The following is a 19,212-nucleotide window of genomic DNA, read 5'->3' on the forward strand; positions in this document are numbered from 1 at the left end:
ATTCGATTATGGCCGTAACTACGGCGTTGTGTACGACATTGAAGCGTGGACCGATATGCTGCCTGTATTCGGTGGCGATTCTTACACCTGGTCCGACAACTTCATGACCGGTCGCGCAAATGGTGTTGCAACTTACCGTAACTCTGACTTCTTCGGTGAAGTTGAAGGTTTAAGTTTTGCTGTTCAGTACCAGGGTGCAAACGAAAGCACCAATCTAAATGAAGATCAGGAAGGCACCAACAACGGTCGTGACGTTCGCTTCCAGAACGGCGATGGTTGGGGCTTATCAACTGTTTATGATTTCGGTATGGGCTTTAGTGCGGGTGGCGCGTACGCCTCTTCAGACCGTACTAATGAACAGACCCGCAGCGCAGGCGCATTGATGGCTGGCGGTGATACTGCGGATGTCTGGACTCTGGGTATGAAATATGACGCCAATAATATTTATCTGGCGGCTATGTATGCAGAAACTCGCAACATGACGCCATTTGGCGATTTTGGTATTGCAAACAAAACTCAGAACTTTGAAGTGACTGCACAATACCAGTTCGACTTCGGTCTGCGCCCAGAGGTTTCTTACCTGCAATCTAAAGGTAATGACTTAATGGATAACGCGAATCATGACAGCGACTGGAACGACAAAGACTTGGTTAAATACGTATCTGTCGGTGCAAACTATTACTTCAACAAAAACTTCTCCACCTACGTTGATTACAAAATCAACCTGCTGGATGGTGATGACAGCTTCTACGATGCTGCAGGCATCGCCACTGATGACGTTGTTGGTGTTGGTTTGATTTACCAGTTCTAATATTGCCCCTGTCTTGTTTAGATGCCTAAGCCCGCGCAAGCGGGTTTTTTAACGCCCCCCTTCAGCCCCACCCATTCACACCTCCGACACTTACTTTTGTCTAAAATTTATTCAAATATGAAATAACTCATGCCGAACGGCTCAACTGTGACTCGCGTCGTTGAAAGCTATTCCGGTAAGTGTTTGAATAATGGCACAGAGAAGACGCTGTTCGCGTTTTCTTGGGCGGTCCTGTTCAGGTCGCTACCATGTGCCCCACTAGTGCGGCATTTTCACAGTCACGGTATAGTAGTTTTCCGTTCAAGAGATGACTTTGCGAGCGAGTAACATGATTAAGTGGCCCTGGAAAGCAAATGATTCATCTTCTGTCACCGCTCTGCCGTGGGAGCAGGCTTTAGCCATACCTGTTCTGACGACACTTACACCTGCAGAGCAAGATAAACTCGTCCGTCTTGCGGACCGTTTTTTACAGCAAAAACGCCTGGTGCCATTGCAAGGCTTTGAGCTTGATGAGCTAAAAAGTGCGCGTATCGCGTTACTGTTCTGCTTGCCAATACTGGAGCTTGGTATTGACTGGCTTGATGGTTTTCATGAAGTTCTCATCTATCCGGTTCCTTTTGTGGTAGACGACGAGTGGCAAGATGAGATTGGCCTTGTGCACAATCAGCGTGTCGTACAGTCTGGTCAAAGCTGGCAGCAAGGTCCTATTGTCCTCAACTGGCTTGACGTGCAGGACTCCTTTGATGCATCTGGGTTTAATCTGATCTTTCATGAAGTCGCGCATAAACTGGATACGCGAAATGACGATCGTGCCAGCGGTATTCCGATGATTGCCCTGCGTGATGTCGCAGGTTGGGAACACGATCTTCATGCTGCAATGAGTAACATTCAGGACGAAATCGACCTGGTCGGCGAAAATGCCGCCAGTATTGATGCCTATGCAGCGACGGATCCGGCAGAATGCTTTGCGGTGCTATCAGAGTATTTCTTCAGCGCACCCGAGCTTTTCGCGCCACGTTTCCCCTCACTTTATCAGCGGTTTTGCCTGTTTTACGGCCAAAACCCATTGTTACGGTTACGCGAGAGTGAAAACAACGCGGCAACTAACGGAAATACGGTGCATTAATTCAACAAGTTGAGCTTAATTTAACCATCTGAATCAACATGTTATTTTTGCTATTGACTCTTTTTAAACGTGACGTTAATATTCGCCTCGTTCAAACGATTCCTCTGTAGTTCAGTCGGTAGAACGGCGGACTGTTAATCCGTATGTCACTGGTTCGAGTCCAGTCAGAGGAGCCAAATTTAAGAAGCCTGCTTAGGAAACTAAGTGGGCTTTTTGCATTTTGGCAATATCCCCTTCTTGTAAGCCCTACTGTATCTGTCTGTGTGCTATGTGACCCGACGAATCTTTCCAGTTAAAGTTGTGTAAATATCGTTCTTCTGTCCTCTTCCGTGATTGTAAACAATAGTAATTATCATTTATCTTGCGCCTGCCTGTAGGGATACGTCCCTGCTCTGAACCCCATAAGTTCACATCACTCGGGATATACAATGATGAATGAGTTTGCTCTGCCTCGCACGGGACTGCGCCGTATCACGCTTGCATCCGCTCTGGTTTTCTCCGTAAGCCTGCCGGTTTTTGCGCAAGACGACCTGACTCTTTATACCACTCGTGAACCTGGTCTGATTCAGCCATTGCTGGATAGCTGGACACAAACCAGCGGTGTAAAAGTCAATACGGTTTATATCAAGGACGGCATGCTTGAGCGCATCAAAGCGGAAGGCAAAAACTCCCCAGCGGACCTGCTGATGACCGTTGATGCAGGTAATCTCATTGATTTAGTTGAAGCTGGCGTGACACAGCCAGTGGACTCAGCAACGCTCAAAACCGCAATCCCGGCAAACCTGCGTGGTGAAGATAATCAGTGGTTCGCACTTTCAATGCGTGCCCGCGTGCTCTATGCAGACAAATCCCTGCCGATTGATAACTGGCATTACGAGCAACTCTCGAACCCAGAATACAAAGGCAAAGTGTGTATTCGTTCCGGACAGCATCCGTATAACACCGCCCTTATCGCTGCAATGATTGCTCACCATGGTGAAGCAAAAACCGAAGAATGGCTGCGCGGCGTGAAGGCTAACCTGGCGCGTAAAGCCACAGGTGGCGACCGTGATGTTGCGCGCGACATCCTGGGCGGTATTTGCGATATCGGCCTGGCAAATTCCTACTATATCGGCCATATGAAAAACGCCAAAGAAGGCAGCGATGCGCGTAAATGGGGCGATGCCATTAAAGTCGTGAAACCGACCTTCGAGCAAGGTGGTACACACGTCAATATCAGTGGGGCAGCCGTGGCTCGTTATGCACCGAATAAAGCTGATGCTGTGAAACTGATGGAGTACCTGGTTTCTGCACCTGCGCAACAAATGTACGCCAAAGCAAACTTTGAATATCCCGTTTTGAAAGGGGTAAGCCTTGACCCGGTCATCAGTGCGACCATCGGTGAAATTGACGTCGATAAAGTCCCGTTAACCGAGATAGTGAAACACCGTAAACAAGCTAGCCTGTTGGTAGATAAAGTTGGATTCGATCAATAAATCATTTCGTCTTCCGACGTTGCGCGGCCTGGTTTCCGGGCCGCAATCACTATTAACACCTCTACACCTTGCTGCGCTGTGTGTCGCGTTAGGCGTGCTGATGCCAATCGTTGCGCTTATCTGGCAGGCGACGCAGGCTGATTTTTCGCACTGGGATAATCTGGTCACTTTTGTCCTTCCCTCGGTGCTCAAGAATACCGTGCTGTTACTGGCAGGTGTCGCGGTGATAGTTGGCGTGATTGGCGTTGGCAGCGCATGGGCTGTGACTGCCTGGGATTTCCCCGGACGTAAAATCCTCAGTTGGGCGCTGTTACTGCCACTGGCAATGCCGACTTATATCGTGGCCTTCGCCTGGCTTGATTTGCTGCACCCCATCGGCCCGCTGCAAACGTTTATCCGCTTTTTGCTCGGGTATGACAGCCCACGCGATTTCCGTCTTCCCGACTTACGCTCACTACCTGGTGCGATTATTTTGCTGGGTCTGGTGCTGTATCCTTACGTTTATCTGACCACCCGCGCCATGTTTATCAGCCAGCCTGCACATTTGCTGGAGGCGGCTCGCACCCTGGGATGCAGCGCAGCCGGCACCTTCTTTCGTGTGGCGCTGCCGATGGCACGCCCGGCGCTGGCGGTCGGAATCAGTTTGGCTCTTCTGGAAACGCTGAATGATATTGGTGCATCTGAATTTCTCGGCGTTCAAACCTTAACCGTCACGGTTTACACCACCTGGATTTCCCGTTCTGATTTGGCTGCTGCTGCGCAAATCGCCTGCATGATGTTGATGTTTATCTTTTGCATCCTGACACTGGAGTTTTATGGGCGTAAAAAGCAAGGTTTTAGCAGCCGAAGCTTACGTGAGATTCAACCGACTCCGATACGTGGTTGGCGTGGTGGGTTGCTTGGCGCCGTTATCGCCCTGCCGGTCATTATTGGCTTTGTCGCACCCGTAATATTTCTGGCCTGGGAGAGTGTTAAACGTTTAGGTGAAGATAACCCGCTCTCACCTGCATTGCTTTCAGCGTTACAAAATACGTTATTACTGGCGGCGGGCACCACTCTGGTCGTGGTTTGTGTCAGCTTACTGGTGGCGTGGAGCGCACGCCACAGTGCCGCAAACAACACGATGTCAGGTTTTCGCCGTGGCGTAATGCGCCTTGCGTCATTAGGTTACGCGGTTCCAGGCACCATTCTGGCGATTGGTTTTCTCACGCCAGCAATGGCTGTGGATAGATGGCTGGCGGACTTGCTCGAGATCCGTGGCTTGCCGCTTATGTCTGCCGGTATTGTGCTGGTTATCTGCTGTGCCATGCGTTTTCAGGCCATTGCTATCGGCGCACTGGATTCCGGGCTTAGCCGCATTCCTCCTTCTCTGGAACAAGCCTCAAGATTGCTTGGAGAAAATGGCGCAGGGACTTTTGCACGGATTCATTTCCCGTTGCTGCGCCCGGCGCTGGTCAGCAGCGCATTATTGGTATTCGCTGATGCCATGAAAGAGTTGCCGACGACCCTACTTTTGCGCCCGGTAAACTTCGAGACATTAGCGACGCTGTTGTACGCGGAAGCGGCGCGGGGAACATACGAAGAAGGGGCTATCGCCGCCTTGATGATTGTTCTCGCAGGCACACTACCGGTTATATTACTGGTGCGTCACCAGATGACTCGCCAGGGCTAAAGGAACAGATTATGTCAGAAATTGCGTTGTGCCTTCAGGATGTGCACGTTGCCTACGGCAACAGCCGACAATCGGTTCTGAAAGGGTTTTCGATGTCGGTGCGCAAGGGTGAACTAGCCTGTTTGCTTGGGGCTTCTGGCTGTGGAAAAACCACCGTTCTGCGAGCCGTTGCCGGTTTTGAACGGCTACAACACGGTGAGATTTATGTGTCGCAACGACGCGTCGCGGCACCCGGTATTCATCTTCCACCAGAGAAACGCCATGTGGGCATGGTATTTCAAGAGTACGCATTGTTCCCGCATTTGACTGCACAACAAAATGTGGCATTTGGGTTGCGTCGAATGCCGCGTGAGGAACAAAATGCACGCGTCACTGAACTGCTCAGAATGGTGGATTTGCACAGCCATGCCAGCCGTTACCCGCACGAATTATCAGGCGGGCAACAACAGCGTATCGCTTTAGCAAGAGCGTTAGCCCCCAACCCCGAAATCCTGTTGCTCGATGAACCGTTTTCCAGTCTGGATAAACAAACGCGTGAACGCTTAGGTCGCGAAGTGCGCGATATTTTGCGCGAAGCCGGGCAAACAGCGCTATTAGTCACCCACAGCGAGCATGAAGCGCATCTGATGGCTGATCATATCGGTTATGTTCAACAGGGTGAGTTTCGGGCGGGAGAAAAAACGGTGAGGGTGGAAAGCGTTTAACGCTAATCGCCCTCACGGGAGTTACGCCTCTACGGCATTCAAACGCACTAGCTGCAAAGGTTCGGCCAGCAACTCATCCATCTGCTGCACAAACGCCTGGAAATGCGGTAGCGCGATGTGTGCATCCAGCGCTTCCTGCCCTTTCCATGATTCACGCATATAAAACACATCTGGCGTTTCCTGAAGCTGAAACAAGGCGTAATCCAGGCAACCTTCTTCCTGACGAGTCGGTGAAATCAGCGCCTGCAATGCAGATTTTAATGGCTCGCGTTGCCCGGTTTTCGCTTTCAGCACCGCAATAATCGACAGCGTATTATCAGCCACGTTTAGCACTCCGTTAAAATTTCGCTGAATTCGAGACGCGATTTTGGCAATGCGGCGTTGAAATCTTCTACGCTGCGATAACCGATTGGCACGATAACCAGGCTGGTGAAACCTTTTTCACGCAGGCCAAACTCTTCGTCCAGAATACGCGCGTCAAAACCTTCAATTGGCACCGCGTCGATATTCAGCGTGGAAACACCCAGCAAGAAGTTACCGACGTTGAGATAAACCTGCTTTTCCATCCAGTGCTGCGCATCTTTATAATCAAAGCGATGCATATTCACAAAATAGGAACGGCCTTTGTGCTGCCCTTCCATCGCCTGCTGGCTGGCAAAACGGCCATCGGCATTTTCCTGGTTCAGCAGTTTAGAAAGATGCGTTTCATCAATCGCCGTTTTCGCGCAGAACACCACCACGTGTGAAGCATCAAGCACTTTGCGCTCGTTGAACACATAGAAACCAGACGTTGCTTTGGCAATACGCGCTTTGGCTTCAGGTGTGCTGGCCAAAATAAAATGCCACGGCTGCGAGTTGGTGCTGGACGGGCTGAGGCGGAGCAAATCCTTCACTTTTTCGATGTTTTCGGCTGTGATTTTTTTGTTCGGATCAAACGCTTTAGTTGAGTAACGTGAAGCTGCTGATTGAATGATATCCATGATATTTTCTCTATGATTTTTATGTAATTAGAAGCCTTCGAGCACGATTTTACCGACCGCACGATTGCTTTCAATCAATTCATGGGCACGACGTAAGTTTGCCGCGTTAATCGTGCCGAAATGTTCGCCCAACGTGGTTTGCAGCACGCGCTGGTCAATTAAATCGGCCACACGAGTTAACAGGCGGTGTTGCTCAATCATGTCGCGGGTTTCAAACATCGAACGGGTGAACATAAATTCCCAGTGCAGAGAAATGCTTTTCACCTTCAACGGACGCGCATCCAGCGTTTCCGGGTCGTCAATCAACGCCAGTTTTCCTTGCGGTGCGAGCACGTCAATCAGTTGGCTGTAGTGTTGTTCGGTTTGGTTAAGGCTCGCAACGTGAGTCACTTGCTTCACGCCAATCCGCGCCAGTTCTTCCGCCAGCGGTTTGCTGTGGTCGATAACATGATGCGCCCCTAAATCTGTCACCCATTTTTGGCTTTGTGGGCGTGAGGCAGTGCCGATAACCGTAATATTGGTCAGCTTGCGCGCTAACTGAGTGAGGATAGACCCCACGCCACCCGCCGCACCGACAATCAAAAGCACATCGTTTTCATTGCCCTTTTCTTTCACACCGAGGCGGTCAAACAACAGTTCCCAGGCAGTGATCGCCGTTAAGGGCAATGCAGCAGCAGAGGCGTTATCAATCGTTTTTGGTTTCAGAGCCACGATGCGCTCATCGACCAACTGGAATTCGCTATTGCTGCCAGGGCGCGTCAACGAACCGGCGTACCACACTTCATCGCCAGGCTTAAACAGGGTAACCGCTTCGCCCGTTGCCACTACGACCCCGACGGCATCCCACCCCAATACCCGTGGCTGGTCGGTTTTAAAACCCGCACGGACTTTGGTATCCACCGGATTCACCGAAATCGCTTTCACTTCGACCAGCAAATCATGGCCTGATGCGACCGGCGTCGGTAGCGTTATCTCGTTCAGAAAGTCCAGATTGCTGCCAGCCTGTACAGCTTGTGTAATCGCGATTGCTTTCATGGGTGCTCCAGAGATTAAAGGGTTCATCGTGTGAATGAACTCATGGTACAAGGTGTACTGCAGGCGAAAAACAGCCCTTAGAAAACAACACTTATACTCGGAGAGTTAAAATGCTCAGGTTGGAAGACCTCACTTTGTTTGTCAGGGCCGCCGCCTTAAACAGTTTTAGCGACACCGCGCGTGAAGCCGGCTTGCAGCCAGCACAGGTTAGCACCGCGATTAAACGCCTTGAGCAAACGCTGAATATCCGCCTGTTTGCCCGTTCGACTCGCAGCCTGCGGTTAACGCCCGAAGGCGAAACCTGGCTGCCGTATGCCATTACCGCGCTGCAAACCCTGGAAGCCGGATTTGAACAAATCCAGCCTGCGAGTGATGAAGTGCGCGGCGTGTTGCAAATTGCGGTGCCGTCCGATCTCGGGCGTAATATGCTGCTGGGCGTATTTCAGGCGTTTCGCCGTGAGCATCCGGCACTGCATCTGAAAATTCTGTTTTCCGACCAACTGACCGACGTATTTAAAGATCCAGTGGATGTCGCGTTTCGTTACGGCAATAACGACGATGCCTCATATGTGGCGCTGCCACTGGCACCGGATAACCATCGCGTGGTGGTGGCATCTCCGTCGTATCTTGAACGTTGTGGCGAGCCGAAAACCATCAGCGAACTCGGTCAGCATGAAGCCCTGACCTATGCAATTCGCGGGCGAGTTTATGACAAATGGACATTAAACCTGGATGGCGACACGCATCATGTGGCGGTGAAAAGTGCTATGATCAGCGATGACGCCGAAGTGATACGCCGTTTGGCGGTTGCGGGGGAAGGGATTGCTTATAAATCGTGGCTGGATGTCAGCGAAGATGTGAACGCAGGCCGTTTGAAGATTATTCTGCCGCAATATCAGGGTGATAGTGTGCCGCTGAATTTGATTTGCCCGCATCGTAAACAGCTTTCAACCACAGTGCGGTTATTACATCAGGCGGTAAAACAGCGTTGCGAAGAGTTATCGTTTCCGTCGGGTGAATGAGCGTTACCGGTTGGCACCCTGTTGGCCGCAAAGCTGCCCGATACCCCGGCGGATGCCGCTGCTGCGAATCCGACCAGGGAAGTCCCGTCCTGATGAACGATTTAAGGAAGCGGTTCTTTTTTAAGACGCGGATATTTTTTAAGCCAGCGGCCACTGACCATGCGCCAGTAGAACAACACGGCGCGCACCATCCAGTCGAAGAACATCCCCATCCAGACACCCACCACGCCCATACCCAGCACGATGCCTAATGTGTACCCCGCCACTACCCGGCAACCCCACATACTCGCCATGGAGACCCACATGGCGAAACGAGCATCACGCGCCCCTTTCAGCCCGGCAGGTAATACCCAGGACGCCGCCCAAATGGGCATAAAGGCAGCATTCAACCATATCAGTATTTTGACGACCTCTTTTACGTCATCTTCGCGGGTGTAGAACGATGCCATTAACCCGGCAAACGGTGCGGTTCCCCAGGCAATAATCGTCAAGCCAAGTGTTGAGAGCCAGAATACGTGGCGCAGTTGCCTTTCTGCCTGGCCAATTTGCCCTTTGCCCAGACGTTTGCCGACAATAATGGTTGATGCCGAGCCCAGGGCGTTCCCCGGCAAGTTAATCAACGCGGCAATCGAGAAGGCGATAAAGTTACCGGCAATCACGTTGGTTCCCATTCCGGCGACAAACATTTGCGTGAGCAATTTACCGGCGTTAAACAACACCGACTCAATACTGGCGGGAATACCAATCCCCAGCACTTCCCACAAGATGCCAATCTTGATGGGGCGGAAATAGCTTTTCAGCGAGATACGCAACGACGGGGTAAATCCCACCACCAGCACGTAAATAAAACCCAGCGCACCGATATACCGCGAGATGGTCAGGCCCAATCCTGCGCCCACAAAGCCCATCCCGTTCCAGCCCAGCGCACCGTAAATCAGTATGCTACTGATGATAATGTTGAGAATGTTCATCCCACCGTTAATCAGTAACGGGATTTTGGTATTCCCTGCCCCACGCAACGCACCGCTGCTGATAAGCGCAATTGCCGCCGCCGGGTAACTCCATACGGTAGTTTGTAGGTAAGACAGCGCCAACGCTTTCACTTCAGGGGTTGCCGCACCGGCAATAATATTGACCACGTATTCACCTGCAAGGTGAATACCTATTGCCAGCCCAATGGCAATAATCGTCATCAGGATCAGCGACTGTCGTGCGGCGTCTCGCGCACGTTTAGGGTCACGCTTACCGAGACTGAACGCCACCACCACCGTAGTCCCGAGATCGACTGCAGCAAAGAATGCCATGATTACCATGTTGAAGCTGTCAGCCAGACCCACGCCTGCCATCGCCTCTTTACCCAGCCAACTCACCAGGAAAGTACTCAACACACCCATCAGTAAAACGCAGGTATTTTCCAGGAAAATAGGCACAGCGAGGGGGGTGATTTCGCGCCAGAACAGGACGCGATAACTTTTTCGTTTGGCATACCAGCGAGTGTTAGCCACCCGCTGGCGAAGTGATGCTTGTAAGTTCAAGATTGACCTTGGGGGAAGTGAAACCACATTTTAAATAATGATTTACTATTGCTTATCCTGCAAAGAGTTTTTTGTATAAAACCAGGTTCATCATCCTATCCCCTAAATAATTGGAGTTGCATCAAGACGGCAAACTCAGGAATCCCCTGGAGCTTACATAAGTAAGTGACTGGGGTGAGTGAGTGCAGCCAACGCCGAGGCAGCTTCAAGTATGACGGGGATAATCGCCACCTAAATACGCTTTACGCACCTCCTGATTACCCAACAGCTCTTCACCACTGCCACTTAAGCGAATCTGCCCGTTAGCCATCACATAACCGCGATCAGACAGCTTCAACGCATGATGCGCATTTTGTTCCACCAGAAAAATTGTCATGCCATTTCGCGCCAGTTCGCGCAGCGTCTGGAAAATTTGTTTCACCACGATGGGCGCTAACCCAAGGCTTGGTTCATCGAGTAGCAACAGTTTCGGGCGGCTCATCAGCGCCCGGGCAATCGCCAGCATTTGCTGTTCGCCACCGGACATCGTCATCGCGCGCTGTTTACGGCGCTCTTTTAAACGAGGGAAAAGATCGAACATGGTTTGCATATCTTGCGCCGCAAATTGGTCACCGATAGGAATGGTGCCCATCAGCAGATTTTCCTCCACCGTCATGTCTGGGAAAATACGTCGCCCTTCCGGTGCCTGGGCAATACCGCCCGAGGCGACAAAATGCGTCGACTTATGGCTGATGTCGTCACCGCGAAACAGTATCTGCCCGTGACGTATGCGAGGCTGGCCAAAAATAGACATCAGCAGAGTCGATTTCCCTGCCCCATTTGCGCCAATCAGCGCCACGGTTTCACCTTCATTAACCTGCAAAGAGACCTGTTTTAGCGCCTGAATTGCGCCATAAAAAACATCTACGCCCCGAAACTCCAACATCGCCTCACTCATACACTGACCTCGTCTTCGTCGGTGCCCAGATAGGCGGCAATGACTTTCTCATCATGTTGGATTTGTTCAGGTTTACCCTGTGCGATCACATCCCCATGGTCGAGCACAATGATGTGGTCGGAAATCTCCATCACCATCCCCATGTCATGTTCAATCAATAGCACCGTGATGTCGTGATGGTCGCGCAGAAAACGGATGATTTTACTGAGCGTACGCGTTTCAACCGGGTTCAGACCTGCCGCCGGTTCATCAAGGCAGATCATTTCCGGCGCAGTACACATCGCCCGCGCTATTTCGAGCCGCCGCTGTTGCCCATAAGACATTTCACCCGCCAGCCGATTGGCGCAATCCACCAGCTCCACCACTTCCAGCCAGTAAAATGCACGGTCCAACGCACGGCTTTCCGCCCGCCGATACCCAGGGGTGTTTAGCACACCGGCCAGCAAATTACGGTTTACCTGCATGTGTTGTGCCACCAGCAAGTTTTCGATAACCGACATTTCCCGGAACAAGCGGATATTTTGAAAGGTTCGCGCAAGCCCGGCACGGTTCACAAGATGCGTGCCCCCAAACATTTTGTAAAACAGACGCTGCCCGAGCTGCGCCGGATTTATCCAGTCGCCGGGCTGAAATTTCTGCCCCAACACTTGAATCACGTTGGTCGTTTTGTCGTGCGTGTTAAACAAGATATTACCGCCAGAGGCTTTATAGAAACCGGTCAGGCAATTAAAGACCGTGGTTTTCCCGGCTCCATTGGGGCCAATAAGCGCGGTAATCGAGCCGCGACGCACTTCAAGGTTCACGTCGTTTAGCGCTTTAATGCCGCCAAAGTGCATCATCAAATGTTCGACGCTTAATATCATTTCGCTAAGTGATGCGTTGCTCATGGCGCCACTCCTTTGCGCACCGTAAAGCCGCTGCGGTTAATGCGAATCAGGCCGCGAGGCCGCCAAATCATCATCACCACCATCAACATACCAAACAGCAACACGCGATACTCGGCGAAACTGCGCAGCAATTCAGGCGTCACCGTCAACACAAACGCGGCCAGCACCACGCCAATTGTCGAGCCCATCCCGCCCAAGACCACAATGGCGAGAATTAATGCAGATTCAAAGAAGGTGAATGACGTCGGGTTGACAAAGCCTTGATAAGTGGCGAAAAACACCCCGGCAATACCCGCGGTGGAAGCGCCCAGGGTAAAGGCCGAAAGCTTCACCAGAACGTGATTAAGCCCCATTGAACGGCAGGCGATTTCATCTTCACGCAATGCCTCCCAGGCACGGCCTATCGGCATGTGCGTCAAACGGTGTTTGATATACAGCACCAGTAACACCACCAGCACCAGAATGGAGTAGATAAAAATAAACTTCAGATTGGGGTTATAAGTGAGATTGAAGAATTCATGGAAAGGTACACCGCCTTCCTCTTTCGCTCGCCGCCCAAATTCAAGGCCAAACAGAGTGGGTGCAGGTGCCGAAATCCCATTCGGGCCGCCAGTAAACGTCAGCCAGTTGTTCAACACCAGACGGATAATTTCCCCAAACCCCAGCGTCACAATTGCCAGATAATCGCCATGCATTCGTAACACCGGGAAACCGAGCAATGCCCCGGCCGCTGCTGCCATCAGCGCCGACAGCGGTAACATTGACCAAAAACCCAGCCCGAGATACTGATACCCCAACGCCAGGCCGTAGGCACCAATGGCATAAAAGGCCACGTAGCCTAAATCCAGTAATCCGGCGAGGCCGACCACGATGTTCAATCCCAGCCCGAGCAACACATAGATAAGCCCCAGGATCGCCACCGTCAGCACGTATTTGGTCGCGACAAACGGGAAGCAAATTGCCAGTAGCAGCACCAGCGGAATAATCCAGCGCAAGCGGCTTTTGTATTCTGGCGGGCGCACATAGACACCCGAGTTATCGGTTTCAAAACGGCTGAGAAAACGCTCCCCCGTCGCCGTCGACAAAAAAGCACTCAGCAAAAAACGCCCAACCATCACCGCCGCAATGATGGCGACCAGACGCTGCCCATTAAAGTTAAAGCTGTAGCCATCAAGCACCACGCCAACAATCGGACCAAAAACAATTAACGCGACCAGGCCCGCAAAAATAGCGTCCAGCAGGCAGCGTTTAAGCGAAAAACCGTCATGCAAAGCCGTTTCAGATGTCATGTTTTGCTCCCTCACACTTTGGCAACCATAGGCCGGCCAAGCAGTCCCTGAGGACGAAAAATGAGGATCACCACCAGTAATCCAAATGAGAACACATCTTTATAATCTGAATTCACCATCCCAGAGAATTGCGCCTCGGCAATCCCAAGGATCAGGCCACCCAGCATCGCGCCTGGCAACGAACCGATTCCACCCAACACGGCTGCTGTGAATGCTTTAATGCCAATAATAAACCCGGCATAAAAATCAAATGTGCCGTAGTTCATGGTGATAAGCACCCCTGCCAGCCCCGCCATCGATGCACCAATCACAAACACTATTGAGATGATACGGTCAGCATTTATCCCCAGAATCGAGGCCATTTTCCGGTCCTGCTGCACCGCGCGGCACATGCGCCCGAGGCGCGTATTGCCAATAATCCAGGTGAGCAGCAACATGCCCGCAAACGAGGCAATCAAAATGAAGACTTTGGTGTAGGTGATTTGCACAAACCCTTCGCCAATATGAAACCGGAAAACGCCATCGAGCATGGTCGGGATCCCTTGCTGGCGTGGCCCCTGGCTGATTTGTGCGTAGTTTTGCAGGATGAGCGACATACCAATTGCGGAGATCAGCGGCGCTAAGCGCGTGGAGTTGCGTAGCGGTTTATAAGCGATGCGTTCGATTGCCCAGCCGTACACACCGGTCACCACAATGGTGAACACCAGGGTGCCCAGTATCAGTAACGGAAACGACTGCAATCCGAAGAACGACAGCAGTGCCAGCCCAATGGCGCAGAGGTAAGCGGAGATCATATACACTTCGCCGTGGGCGAAGTTAATCATGCCAATAATGCCGTAAACCATGGTGTAGCCGATGGCTATCAACCCATAGACGGAACCCAGCGTTAAGCCATTTATCAATTGTTGCAGGAAGAATGCATCCATAGATAGGCAATCCCTTTTGTGACTGCGTCGATAACGACGCAGTCAGAATTAATAAGGCGTCATTGTTGCAGCCAGTTTGGACGCGACCTGTGCGGAAGAACCGGAGCGTACATGAAGTACGTGAGCCAATTCTTTGCCAAAAAAAGGAGCACAGACCGGATTCAAAATGGCAAATAAAATAGCCTTACTGCACTTCTGTGTACTTACCTTTGTCATCCCACTGATAAACCACGTAATCCGAGACTTTCAGGTCACCTTTGTCATCCCAGGCTTTTTTGCCCATTACGGTATCGACCGGGTTGGCTTTCAGCCAGGCACTGGCTTTGGCTGAATCTTTGCCGCCGGTGGCTTTGAATGCCGCAGCAATGGCTTGCACGGACGCGTAGGAATAGAGGGTGTAACCTTCTGGCTCGAATTTATTGGCGCGGAATTTGTCGATAACGGCCTTACCGTCTGGGATCAAGCGCGGATCTTTACCGAAGGTCATATAAATGCCCTTGGTGTATTGCGGGCCTCCCGCAGCCGTGACCATCTCTTCGTTAACAATGCAATCGCCGGAGAAGAATTTGGCCTGTACGCCCTGTTCACGCATCTGGCGTACCAACGGCCCCGCTTCTGGGTGACAGCCACCGAAGAACACCACATCAGGTTTTTGCGCACTGATTTTAGTTACCAGCGCGTTAAAGTCTTTTTCACCGCGGGACAAGCCTTCGTACATCACATCATTCACACCACGTTTTGCCAGCGACGCTTTGGTCGCATCTGCCAGCCCCTGCCCGTAGGTGTCTTTGTCATGAATAATCACGACGCGTTTGGCTTTGAGCTTATCGACGATGAAATCGCTGGCGACCTGCCCTTGCTGGTCATCGCGCCCACACATACGGAACATATCGCTCATTTTTCGTTCAGTGATAATCGGGTTAGTTGACCCCGGTGTGATGGTAATAATACCTGCGTCGTTATACACCTCTGAGGCGGGCACAGTGGAGGAAGAACAGAAATGCCCGACCACAGCATTCACTTTATCTTGATCAACCAAGCGGTTAGCAACGGACACCGCCTGTTTCGGCTCACAAGCATCGTCACCCTGCACCAGTTTAATTTTTTCGCCGTTGATCCCACCTGCGGCGTTAATGTCTTCAGCAGCCTGCGTCGCACCATGCCAGTATTGATCGCCATAGGTCGCATTTGGCCCAGTAAACGGACCCGCAACACCAATAACAATATCGGCCTGGGCGGAGAATGCCGTCACCAGACAACCTGCCAACACAAGAGAAAGAGGACTTCTGATAAATTTCAGCGACATTTGTATGTTCCTTAGCAAAAAAGCAAAGAGGTTTATGCACAACGGTTTAAGAGCCATTTCAAAAGCAAAAACACGAACAAAATGCACTATCCAGACAAAATCCTGTGGGTAACGGCGGGTTTCCTTACGATTTTTCATGCCCCATGACACCAAGCAAAATGATTGCCAGAGTGACAACCGCAGGCAGATGTTTTTGGTATATGTGAGTATAGAGCGCCGTTTTAAGCGACCCGGCACCATGCAACGAAATTACAGCGGCGATCACATCTGCTTAACAATAAAGCAGAAAAGTTGAGATTTGTGCCTCTTTGCACCAAAAAAATGCACATAAAAAAAGGGTTAACATTCATCGTGGAAATAGCTGAGAGTGTGATTGACACGTTGTGATTACAGATAAGCTAAATTCGTCTTAATACTCAACAAGTTGACTATAAAAAGAACAATTAAAAATCTTTTTCGCGAACCCTTTGACATGCCCTCCACTAATCGTTAATATGCGCCCCGTTACACAATTCCTCTGTAGTTCAGTCGGTAGAACGGCGGACTGTTAATCCGTATGTCACTGGTTCGAGTCCAGTCAGAGGAGCCATATTCGAAAGCCCGCTTAAGGAAACTTAAGCGGGCTTTTTTGTTTTTGTGGTTTTGACTTCGCCAGCCGGTTGAAAATTCGTTATCATCCGCCTCCACTCTTCCTCCGGGCAGCCTGATGTCTACGATTATCGATACCTTTATTGCCCCGCCGTGCCATGAAAAGATAGAGACGCTCTATCAGGACGATCACCTGGTGCTTATCAATAAACCCGCCGGGTTGCTCAGCCTCTCGGGGAAAAATCCGCAAAATTTGGATTCGGTGCATCATCGGCTGGTAAAGATCTTCCCCGGCTGCACCCTGGTCCACCGTCTGGATTTCGGTACTTCCGGGCTGATGGTGATTGCCCGTAATAAGGCTATCAATGCCGCCCTGTGCCAACAATTCAGCCAACGTGCCGTGACCAAAGTGTACAGCGCCCTGCTCTGCGGGCATCTGGACAACAACGAAGGGGTGATAGACGCAGCCATTGCCAAAGACCCGGCACTGTTCCCGCTGATGTCGATTTGTGAAATCCACGGCAAACCCGCTCGCTCCGGCTATCGGGTTGTTGAGCGCTTTTATCATGAGTTGGAAGACGGAACGGTACTGCCATTGACGCGGGTGGAGCTAACCCCGGAAACCGGGCGCACTCATCAACTCCGCATCCACTGCCAGCAGTTGGGTCACCCTATTTGGGGCTGTGACCTGTATGGCGGTCGCTTGCTGCCAGGTACCGAACAGACTCCGCGGTTGATGCTGCACGCCAGTGAGCTGCATTTTGTTCATCCCATTAGCGAAGAATGGATCAAAGCCCATTGTGCCAGCCCGTTCCAGGACAATAACCGGCAGCGGTTAAACTGTGAAAATGGAGGCCTGTAAAACAGGCTGGTCCGTAATGTTACATTTCATTCTGGTTAAGAGTTTGAATTAACAACGCTTTCAACTCTGATGAGGGCATTGGCTTGCCGATATAATATCCTTGCAGATTGTCACACTCAAACCTCTTGAGCTGTTCAAGTTGTGCCTGAGATTCAACCCCCTCAGCGGAGATACCCAAGGAGTAAGCCTTTCCAAGCCCGATCATGTTCTCAACAATGCTAAGCTCATCGGCAGATTTACCCATTGGTATGATAAGTGATTTATCAATTTTGATGCCGTCAAAGGGAAAGGTTCTGAGATAATTGAGGGAAGCATATCCCGTTCCGAAGTCATCAATAAGAAATTTAACACCTAACTTACGAATGTCTTTCATGATTGAAAGGATCCTGTCAGGGCCATTCAGTAATGCATTTTCGGTTATTTCGATGACAAGACGTGAGCTATCAAGCCCTGAAAATTCCAGGGCGTTCACGATCCGTTGAAGCAGGCTACTGTCCTGAAACTCTGCCGGGGATATGTTCACCGAAACGGCAAGGTCGGCAAAATTATGCACGGTATCCTGGCAGGCGTTCATCAGTACCCAGTTGCTGAGGGGTATAATAAGGCCGGTTTCCTCAGCAATCGGGATAAATTGATCTGGCATAATGGTGCCTCGTTCCGGATGGTCCCATCTTACCAGTGCTTCAACAGCGGTTATGCGGGATGCTTTCACATCATAGCGAGGCTGGTACACAAGCCGAAGCTGCCCTTCCTGAATTGCCCGTCGCAGTTCATTTTCCATTTCCCGGCGCTGAATGATTTTTTCACCCATATCATGCCTATAAAAGACCCATTTGTTCCGCCCGTCATTTTTTGCATTATAAAGAGCTATGTCTGCAAATCGCATGAGGTCTTCAGGTGTTTCAGCATCCTTAGGAGCAACAGCGATACCCAAGCTGGCTCCCACATTGACTGTATTTCCATATATATCAAATGAGTAATTTAATTCTTTGATGATAAGAGAACATAAGGAAACTATCTCTTCTTCACTCCCAACGTCAGGAAGAATGATGATGAACTCATCTCCACCAAGACGGGCGATAAGACCTCGTTCATACAAACATTTTCTCAGGCGAAACGATAAGTCGTACAGTAATTTGTCACCTGCGGCGTGTCCGTATAAATCATTTACAGGCTTAAAATTGTCCAGGTCAATCATGATCATGGCTAAGGATTTTTGGTCTGTAAGCGTATCTTTCAGTCTGCCCTCGAGAAACTCTTTCATCCGCACCCTATTAGGGAGCCCTGTCAGTTCGTCATGATATGAAAGGTAACGCACCCGCTCCTGCGCCTCAATCTCCAGGGTGATATCGGTTGCGGTTCCGCGATAGTAAGCCTGGTTGTTTGTTGCATTTACGCGCTTGACCACCAAAGCACAAAAGCGTTCTTGTCCCTGTCCTGAAATGAACGGGCAACCGGTAATTCTGACTGGCGCTTCGCTTTCGGTCAGATTTTTCATTTTTGAAGCGACTTGTGGATTATTTAACAGGAATTCAGTGACAGAGCGGTTAAGCCAGTCATCGGTATGCCACCCTGTTATTGCCGGGAAACGATCTGAAAGCCATGTGAATTTTAAGTTCTCATCGGCTTCCCAGATCCAGTCAGACGTTGTTTCTGCGACGTCCCTGAAGCGGCGCTCACTTAAAAATAATGCTTCCTGACTTTTTGCGAGCAAAAAGTTACTTTCATCTAAAACGCGTGCCCGACGAAGAGATTTTTTACTCAGCATATAAACTAAAATGAAAGTGCCAAGCATGAGTAATACCAGAAGCGGTAAGAGAGGTGTCAGCAGAGCGCCACCGGGGTTTGCACTCTGCCATGTGAGTGAGACCCGCCCGTTGCTTAATGGCAAAAGCATTTCTTGTTCAGATACGGGTAATTTTCTGTCGGATATTGCTTTTATCCGCAAGTGTTTTATGTCGTATTCCAGACCCATTGTTTCCAGCTTTTCCGGTGTCAGGCGATCGGCAAACACCATAATAGAGGCGGGGCCCGGCACAAGCTCGACGGTTTTATCA

The 19,212-nt window shown here is 50.7% G+C and carries 17 protein-coding genes and 2 tRNA genes; 9 read left to right on the top strand and 10 right to left on the bottom strand.

Features of this window, described 5'->3' with window-relative positions; genetic code table 11:
* From VJY99_RS16720 to VJY99_RS16745, 6 genes are all read left to right on the top strand, one after another.
* A partial coding sequence (locus tag VJY99_RS16720) for a porin (protein ID WP_324120479.1) occupies positions 1–811 on the top strand: 811 nt, incomplete at its 5' end.
* Between the two features lie 328 nt (positions 812–1,139).
* Positions 1,140–1,937, top strand: a complete 798-nt coding sequence (gene mtfA / locus VJY99_RS16725) for a DgsA anti-repressor MtfA (RefSeq protein WP_324120481.1) — start codon at positions 1,140–1,142, stop codon at positions 1,935–1,937.
* Between the two features lie 100 nt (positions 1,938–2,037).
* Positions 2,038–2,113, top strand: a tRNA-Asn gene (locus VJY99_RS16730).
* 255 nt (positions 2,114–2,368) lie between these two features.
* A complete protein-coding gene (locus tag VJY99_RS16735) occupies positions 2,369–3,412 on the top strand; it encodes an extracellular solute-binding protein (protein ID WP_324120508.1) in 1,044 nt (347 codons plus the stop codon).
* Positions 3,396–5,084 (top strand): iron ABC transporter permease, encoded by a 1,689-nt coding sequence (locus tag VJY99_RS16740; RefSeq protein WP_324120483.1) that lies wholly within the window; start codon positions 3,396–3,398, stop codon positions 5,082–5,084. Before VJY99_RS16735 ends, VJY99_RS16740 begins: the two co-directional genes overlap by 17 nt.
* A gap of 11 nt (positions 5,085–5,095) precedes the next feature.
* Positions 5,096–5,788, top strand: coding sequence for an ABC transporter ATP-binding protein (locus VJY99_RS16745; protein ID WP_324120485.1), 693 nt, complete (start codon positions 5,096–5,098; stop codon positions 5,786–5,788).
* 21 nt (positions 5,789–5,809) lie between these two features.
* Here VJY99_RS16745 and VJY99_RS16750 read toward each other — a convergent pair whose 3' ends face one another.
* Genes VJY99_RS16750 through VJY99_RS16760 form a run of 3 tightly spaced genes read right to left on the bottom strand, consistent with a single transcriptional unit; the run spans position 5,810 to position 7,803 of the window.
* A complete protein-coding gene (locus VJY99_RS16750) occupies positions 5,810–6,112 on the bottom strand; it encodes a putative quinol monooxygenase (protein ID WP_324120487.1) in 303 nt (100 codons plus the stop codon).
* A gap of 2 nt (positions 6,113–6,114) precedes the next feature.
* The gene (nfsB, locus tag VJY99_RS16755) at positions 6,115–6,768 is read right to left on the bottom strand and encodes an oxygen-insensitive NAD(P)H nitroreductase (protein ID WP_324120489.1); all 654 of its coding nucleotides are present in this window, start codon (positions 6,766–6,768) and stop codon (positions 6,115–6,117) included.
* A gap of 27 nt (positions 6,769–6,795) precedes the next feature.
* Entirely contained in the window at positions 6,796–7,803 is a 1,008-nt protein-coding gene (locus VJY99_RS16760; protein WP_324120491.1) for a zinc-binding alcohol dehydrogenase family protein, read from the bottom strand.
* Positions 7,804–7,913: 110 nt separating this feature from the next.
* Here VJY99_RS16760 and VJY99_RS16765 point away from each other — a divergent pair, with 110 nt between their 5' ends.
* Entirely contained in the window at positions 7,914–8,825 is a 912-nt protein-coding gene (locus VJY99_RS16765; RefSeq protein WP_324120493.1) for a LysR family transcriptional regulator, read from the top strand.
* Between the two features lie 101 nt (positions 8,826–8,926).
* Here VJY99_RS16765 and VJY99_RS16770 read toward each other — a convergent pair whose 3' ends face one another.
* The 6 genes from VJY99_RS16770 to VJY99_RS16795 form a co-directional block, all read right to left on the bottom strand.
* A complete protein-coding gene (locus VJY99_RS16770; RefSeq protein ID WP_324120495.1) occupies positions 8,927–10,360 on the bottom strand; it encodes an EmmdR/YeeO family multidrug/toxin efflux MATE transporter in 1,434 nt (477 codons plus the stop codon).
* Between the two features lie 205 nt (positions 10,361–10,565).
* Positions 10,566–11,297: an ABC transporter ATP-binding protein gene (locus VJY99_RS16775; RefSeq protein WP_324120497.1), complete on the bottom strand. Its 732-nt coding sequence runs from the start codon at positions 11,295–11,297 to the stop codon at positions 10,566–10,568.
* On the bottom strand, positions 11,294–12,184 hold the full coding sequence (locus VJY99_RS16780; RefSeq protein ID WP_324120499.1) for an ABC transporter ATP-binding protein: 891 nt from the start codon (positions 12,182–12,184) through the stop codon (positions 11,294–11,296). Before VJY99_RS16780 ends, VJY99_RS16775 begins: the two co-directional genes overlap by 4 nt.
* A complete protein-coding gene (livM, locus tag VJY99_RS16785) occupies positions 12,181–13,473 on the bottom strand; it encodes a high-affinity branched-chain amino acid ABC transporter permease LivM (RefSeq protein ID WP_324120501.1) in 1,293 nt (430 codons plus the stop codon). Before livM ends, VJY99_RS16780 begins: the two co-directional genes overlap by 4 nt.
* An 11-nt stretch (positions 13,474–13,484) precedes the next feature.
* Positions 13,485–14,399 (bottom strand): ABC transporter permease subunit, encoded by a 915-nt coding sequence (locus tag VJY99_RS16790; RefSeq protein WP_324120503.1) that lies wholly within the window; start codon positions 14,397–14,399, stop codon positions 13,485–13,487.
* Between the two features lie 184 nt (positions 14,400–14,583).
* Entirely contained in the window at positions 14,584–15,705 is a 1,122-nt protein-coding gene (locus VJY99_RS16795; RefSeq protein WP_324120505.1) for a branched-chain amino acid ABC transporter substrate-binding protein, read from the bottom strand.
* A gap of 513 nt (positions 15,706–16,218) precedes the next feature.
* Between VJY99_RS16795 and VJY99_RS16800 the strand changes: the two genes are divergently transcribed.
* Positions 16,219–16,294: transfer RNA gene (locus tag VJY99_RS16800), tRNA-Asn, on the top strand.
* A gap of 117 nt (positions 16,295–16,411) precedes the next feature.
* Complete coding sequence (locus tag VJY99_RS16805) at positions 16,412–17,155, top strand: RluA family pseudouridine synthase (RefSeq protein ID WP_324120506.1); 744 nt, start codon at positions 16,412–16,414, stop codon at positions 17,153–17,155.
* 19 nt (positions 17,156–17,174) lie between these two features.
* Here VJY99_RS16805 and VJY99_RS16810 read toward each other — a convergent pair.
* Positions 17,175–19,212, bottom strand: a 2,038-nt coding sequence (locus tag VJY99_RS16810) for a putative bifunctional diguanylate cyclase/phosphodiesterase (protein ID WP_324120507.1), incomplete at its 5' end; no start/stop codon positions are given.

The sequence above is a fragment of the Buttiauxella sp. genome, from assembly GCF_035271705.1.
Classification (GTDB): Bacteria; Pseudomonadota; Gammaproteobacteria; order Enterobacterales; family Enterobacteriaceae; genus Buttiauxella.

Bases quoted from the DNA above. Each gene is read 5' to 3' on its own strand.
- mtfA (WP_324120481.1), top strand. From the start codon at position 1,140: ATGATTAAGTGGCCCTGGAAAGCAAATGATTCATCTTCTGTCACCGCT.
- VJY99_RS16735 (WP_324120508.1), top strand. From the start codon at position 2,369: ATGAATGAGTTTGCTCTGCCTCGCACGGGACTGCGCCGTATCACGCTT.
- VJY99_RS16745 (WP_324120485.1), top strand. From the start codon at position 5,096: ATGTCAGAAATTGCGTTGTGCCTTCAGGATGTGCACGTTGCCTACGGC.
- nfsB (WP_324120489.1), bottom strand. From the start codon at position 6,768: ATGGATATCATTCAATCAGCAGCTTCACGTTACTCAACTAAAGCGTTT.
- VJY99_RS16760 (WP_324120491.1), bottom strand. From the start codon at position 7,803: ATGAAAGCAATCGCGATTACACAAGCTGTACAGGCTGGCAGCAATCTG.
- VJY99_RS16765 (WP_324120493.1), top strand. From the start codon at position 7,914: ATGCTCAGGTTGGAAGACCTCACTTTGTTTGTCAGGGCCGCCGCCTTA.
- VJY99_RS16775 (WP_324120497.1), bottom strand. From the start codon at position 11,297: ATGAGTGAGGCGATGTTGGAGTTTCGGGGCGTAGATGTTTTTTATGGC.
- VJY99_RS16780 (WP_324120499.1), bottom strand. From the start codon at position 12,184: ATGAGCAACGCATCACTTAGCGAAATGATATTAAGCGTCGAACATTTG.
- livM (WP_324120501.1), bottom strand. From the start codon at position 13,473: ATGACATCTGAAACGGCTTTGCATGACGGTTTTTCGCTTAAACGCTGC.
- VJY99_RS16790 (WP_324120503.1), bottom strand. From the start codon at position 14,399: ATGGATGCATTCTTCCTGCAACAATTGATAAATGGCTTAACGCTGGGT.
- VJY99_RS16795 (WP_324120505.1), bottom strand. From the start codon at position 15,705: ATGTCGCTGAAATTTATCAGAAGTCCTCTTTCTCTTGTGTTGGCAGGT.
- VJY99_RS16805 (WP_324120506.1), top strand. From the start codon at position 16,412: ATGTCTACGATTATCGATACCTTTATTGCCCCGCCGTGCCATGAAAAG.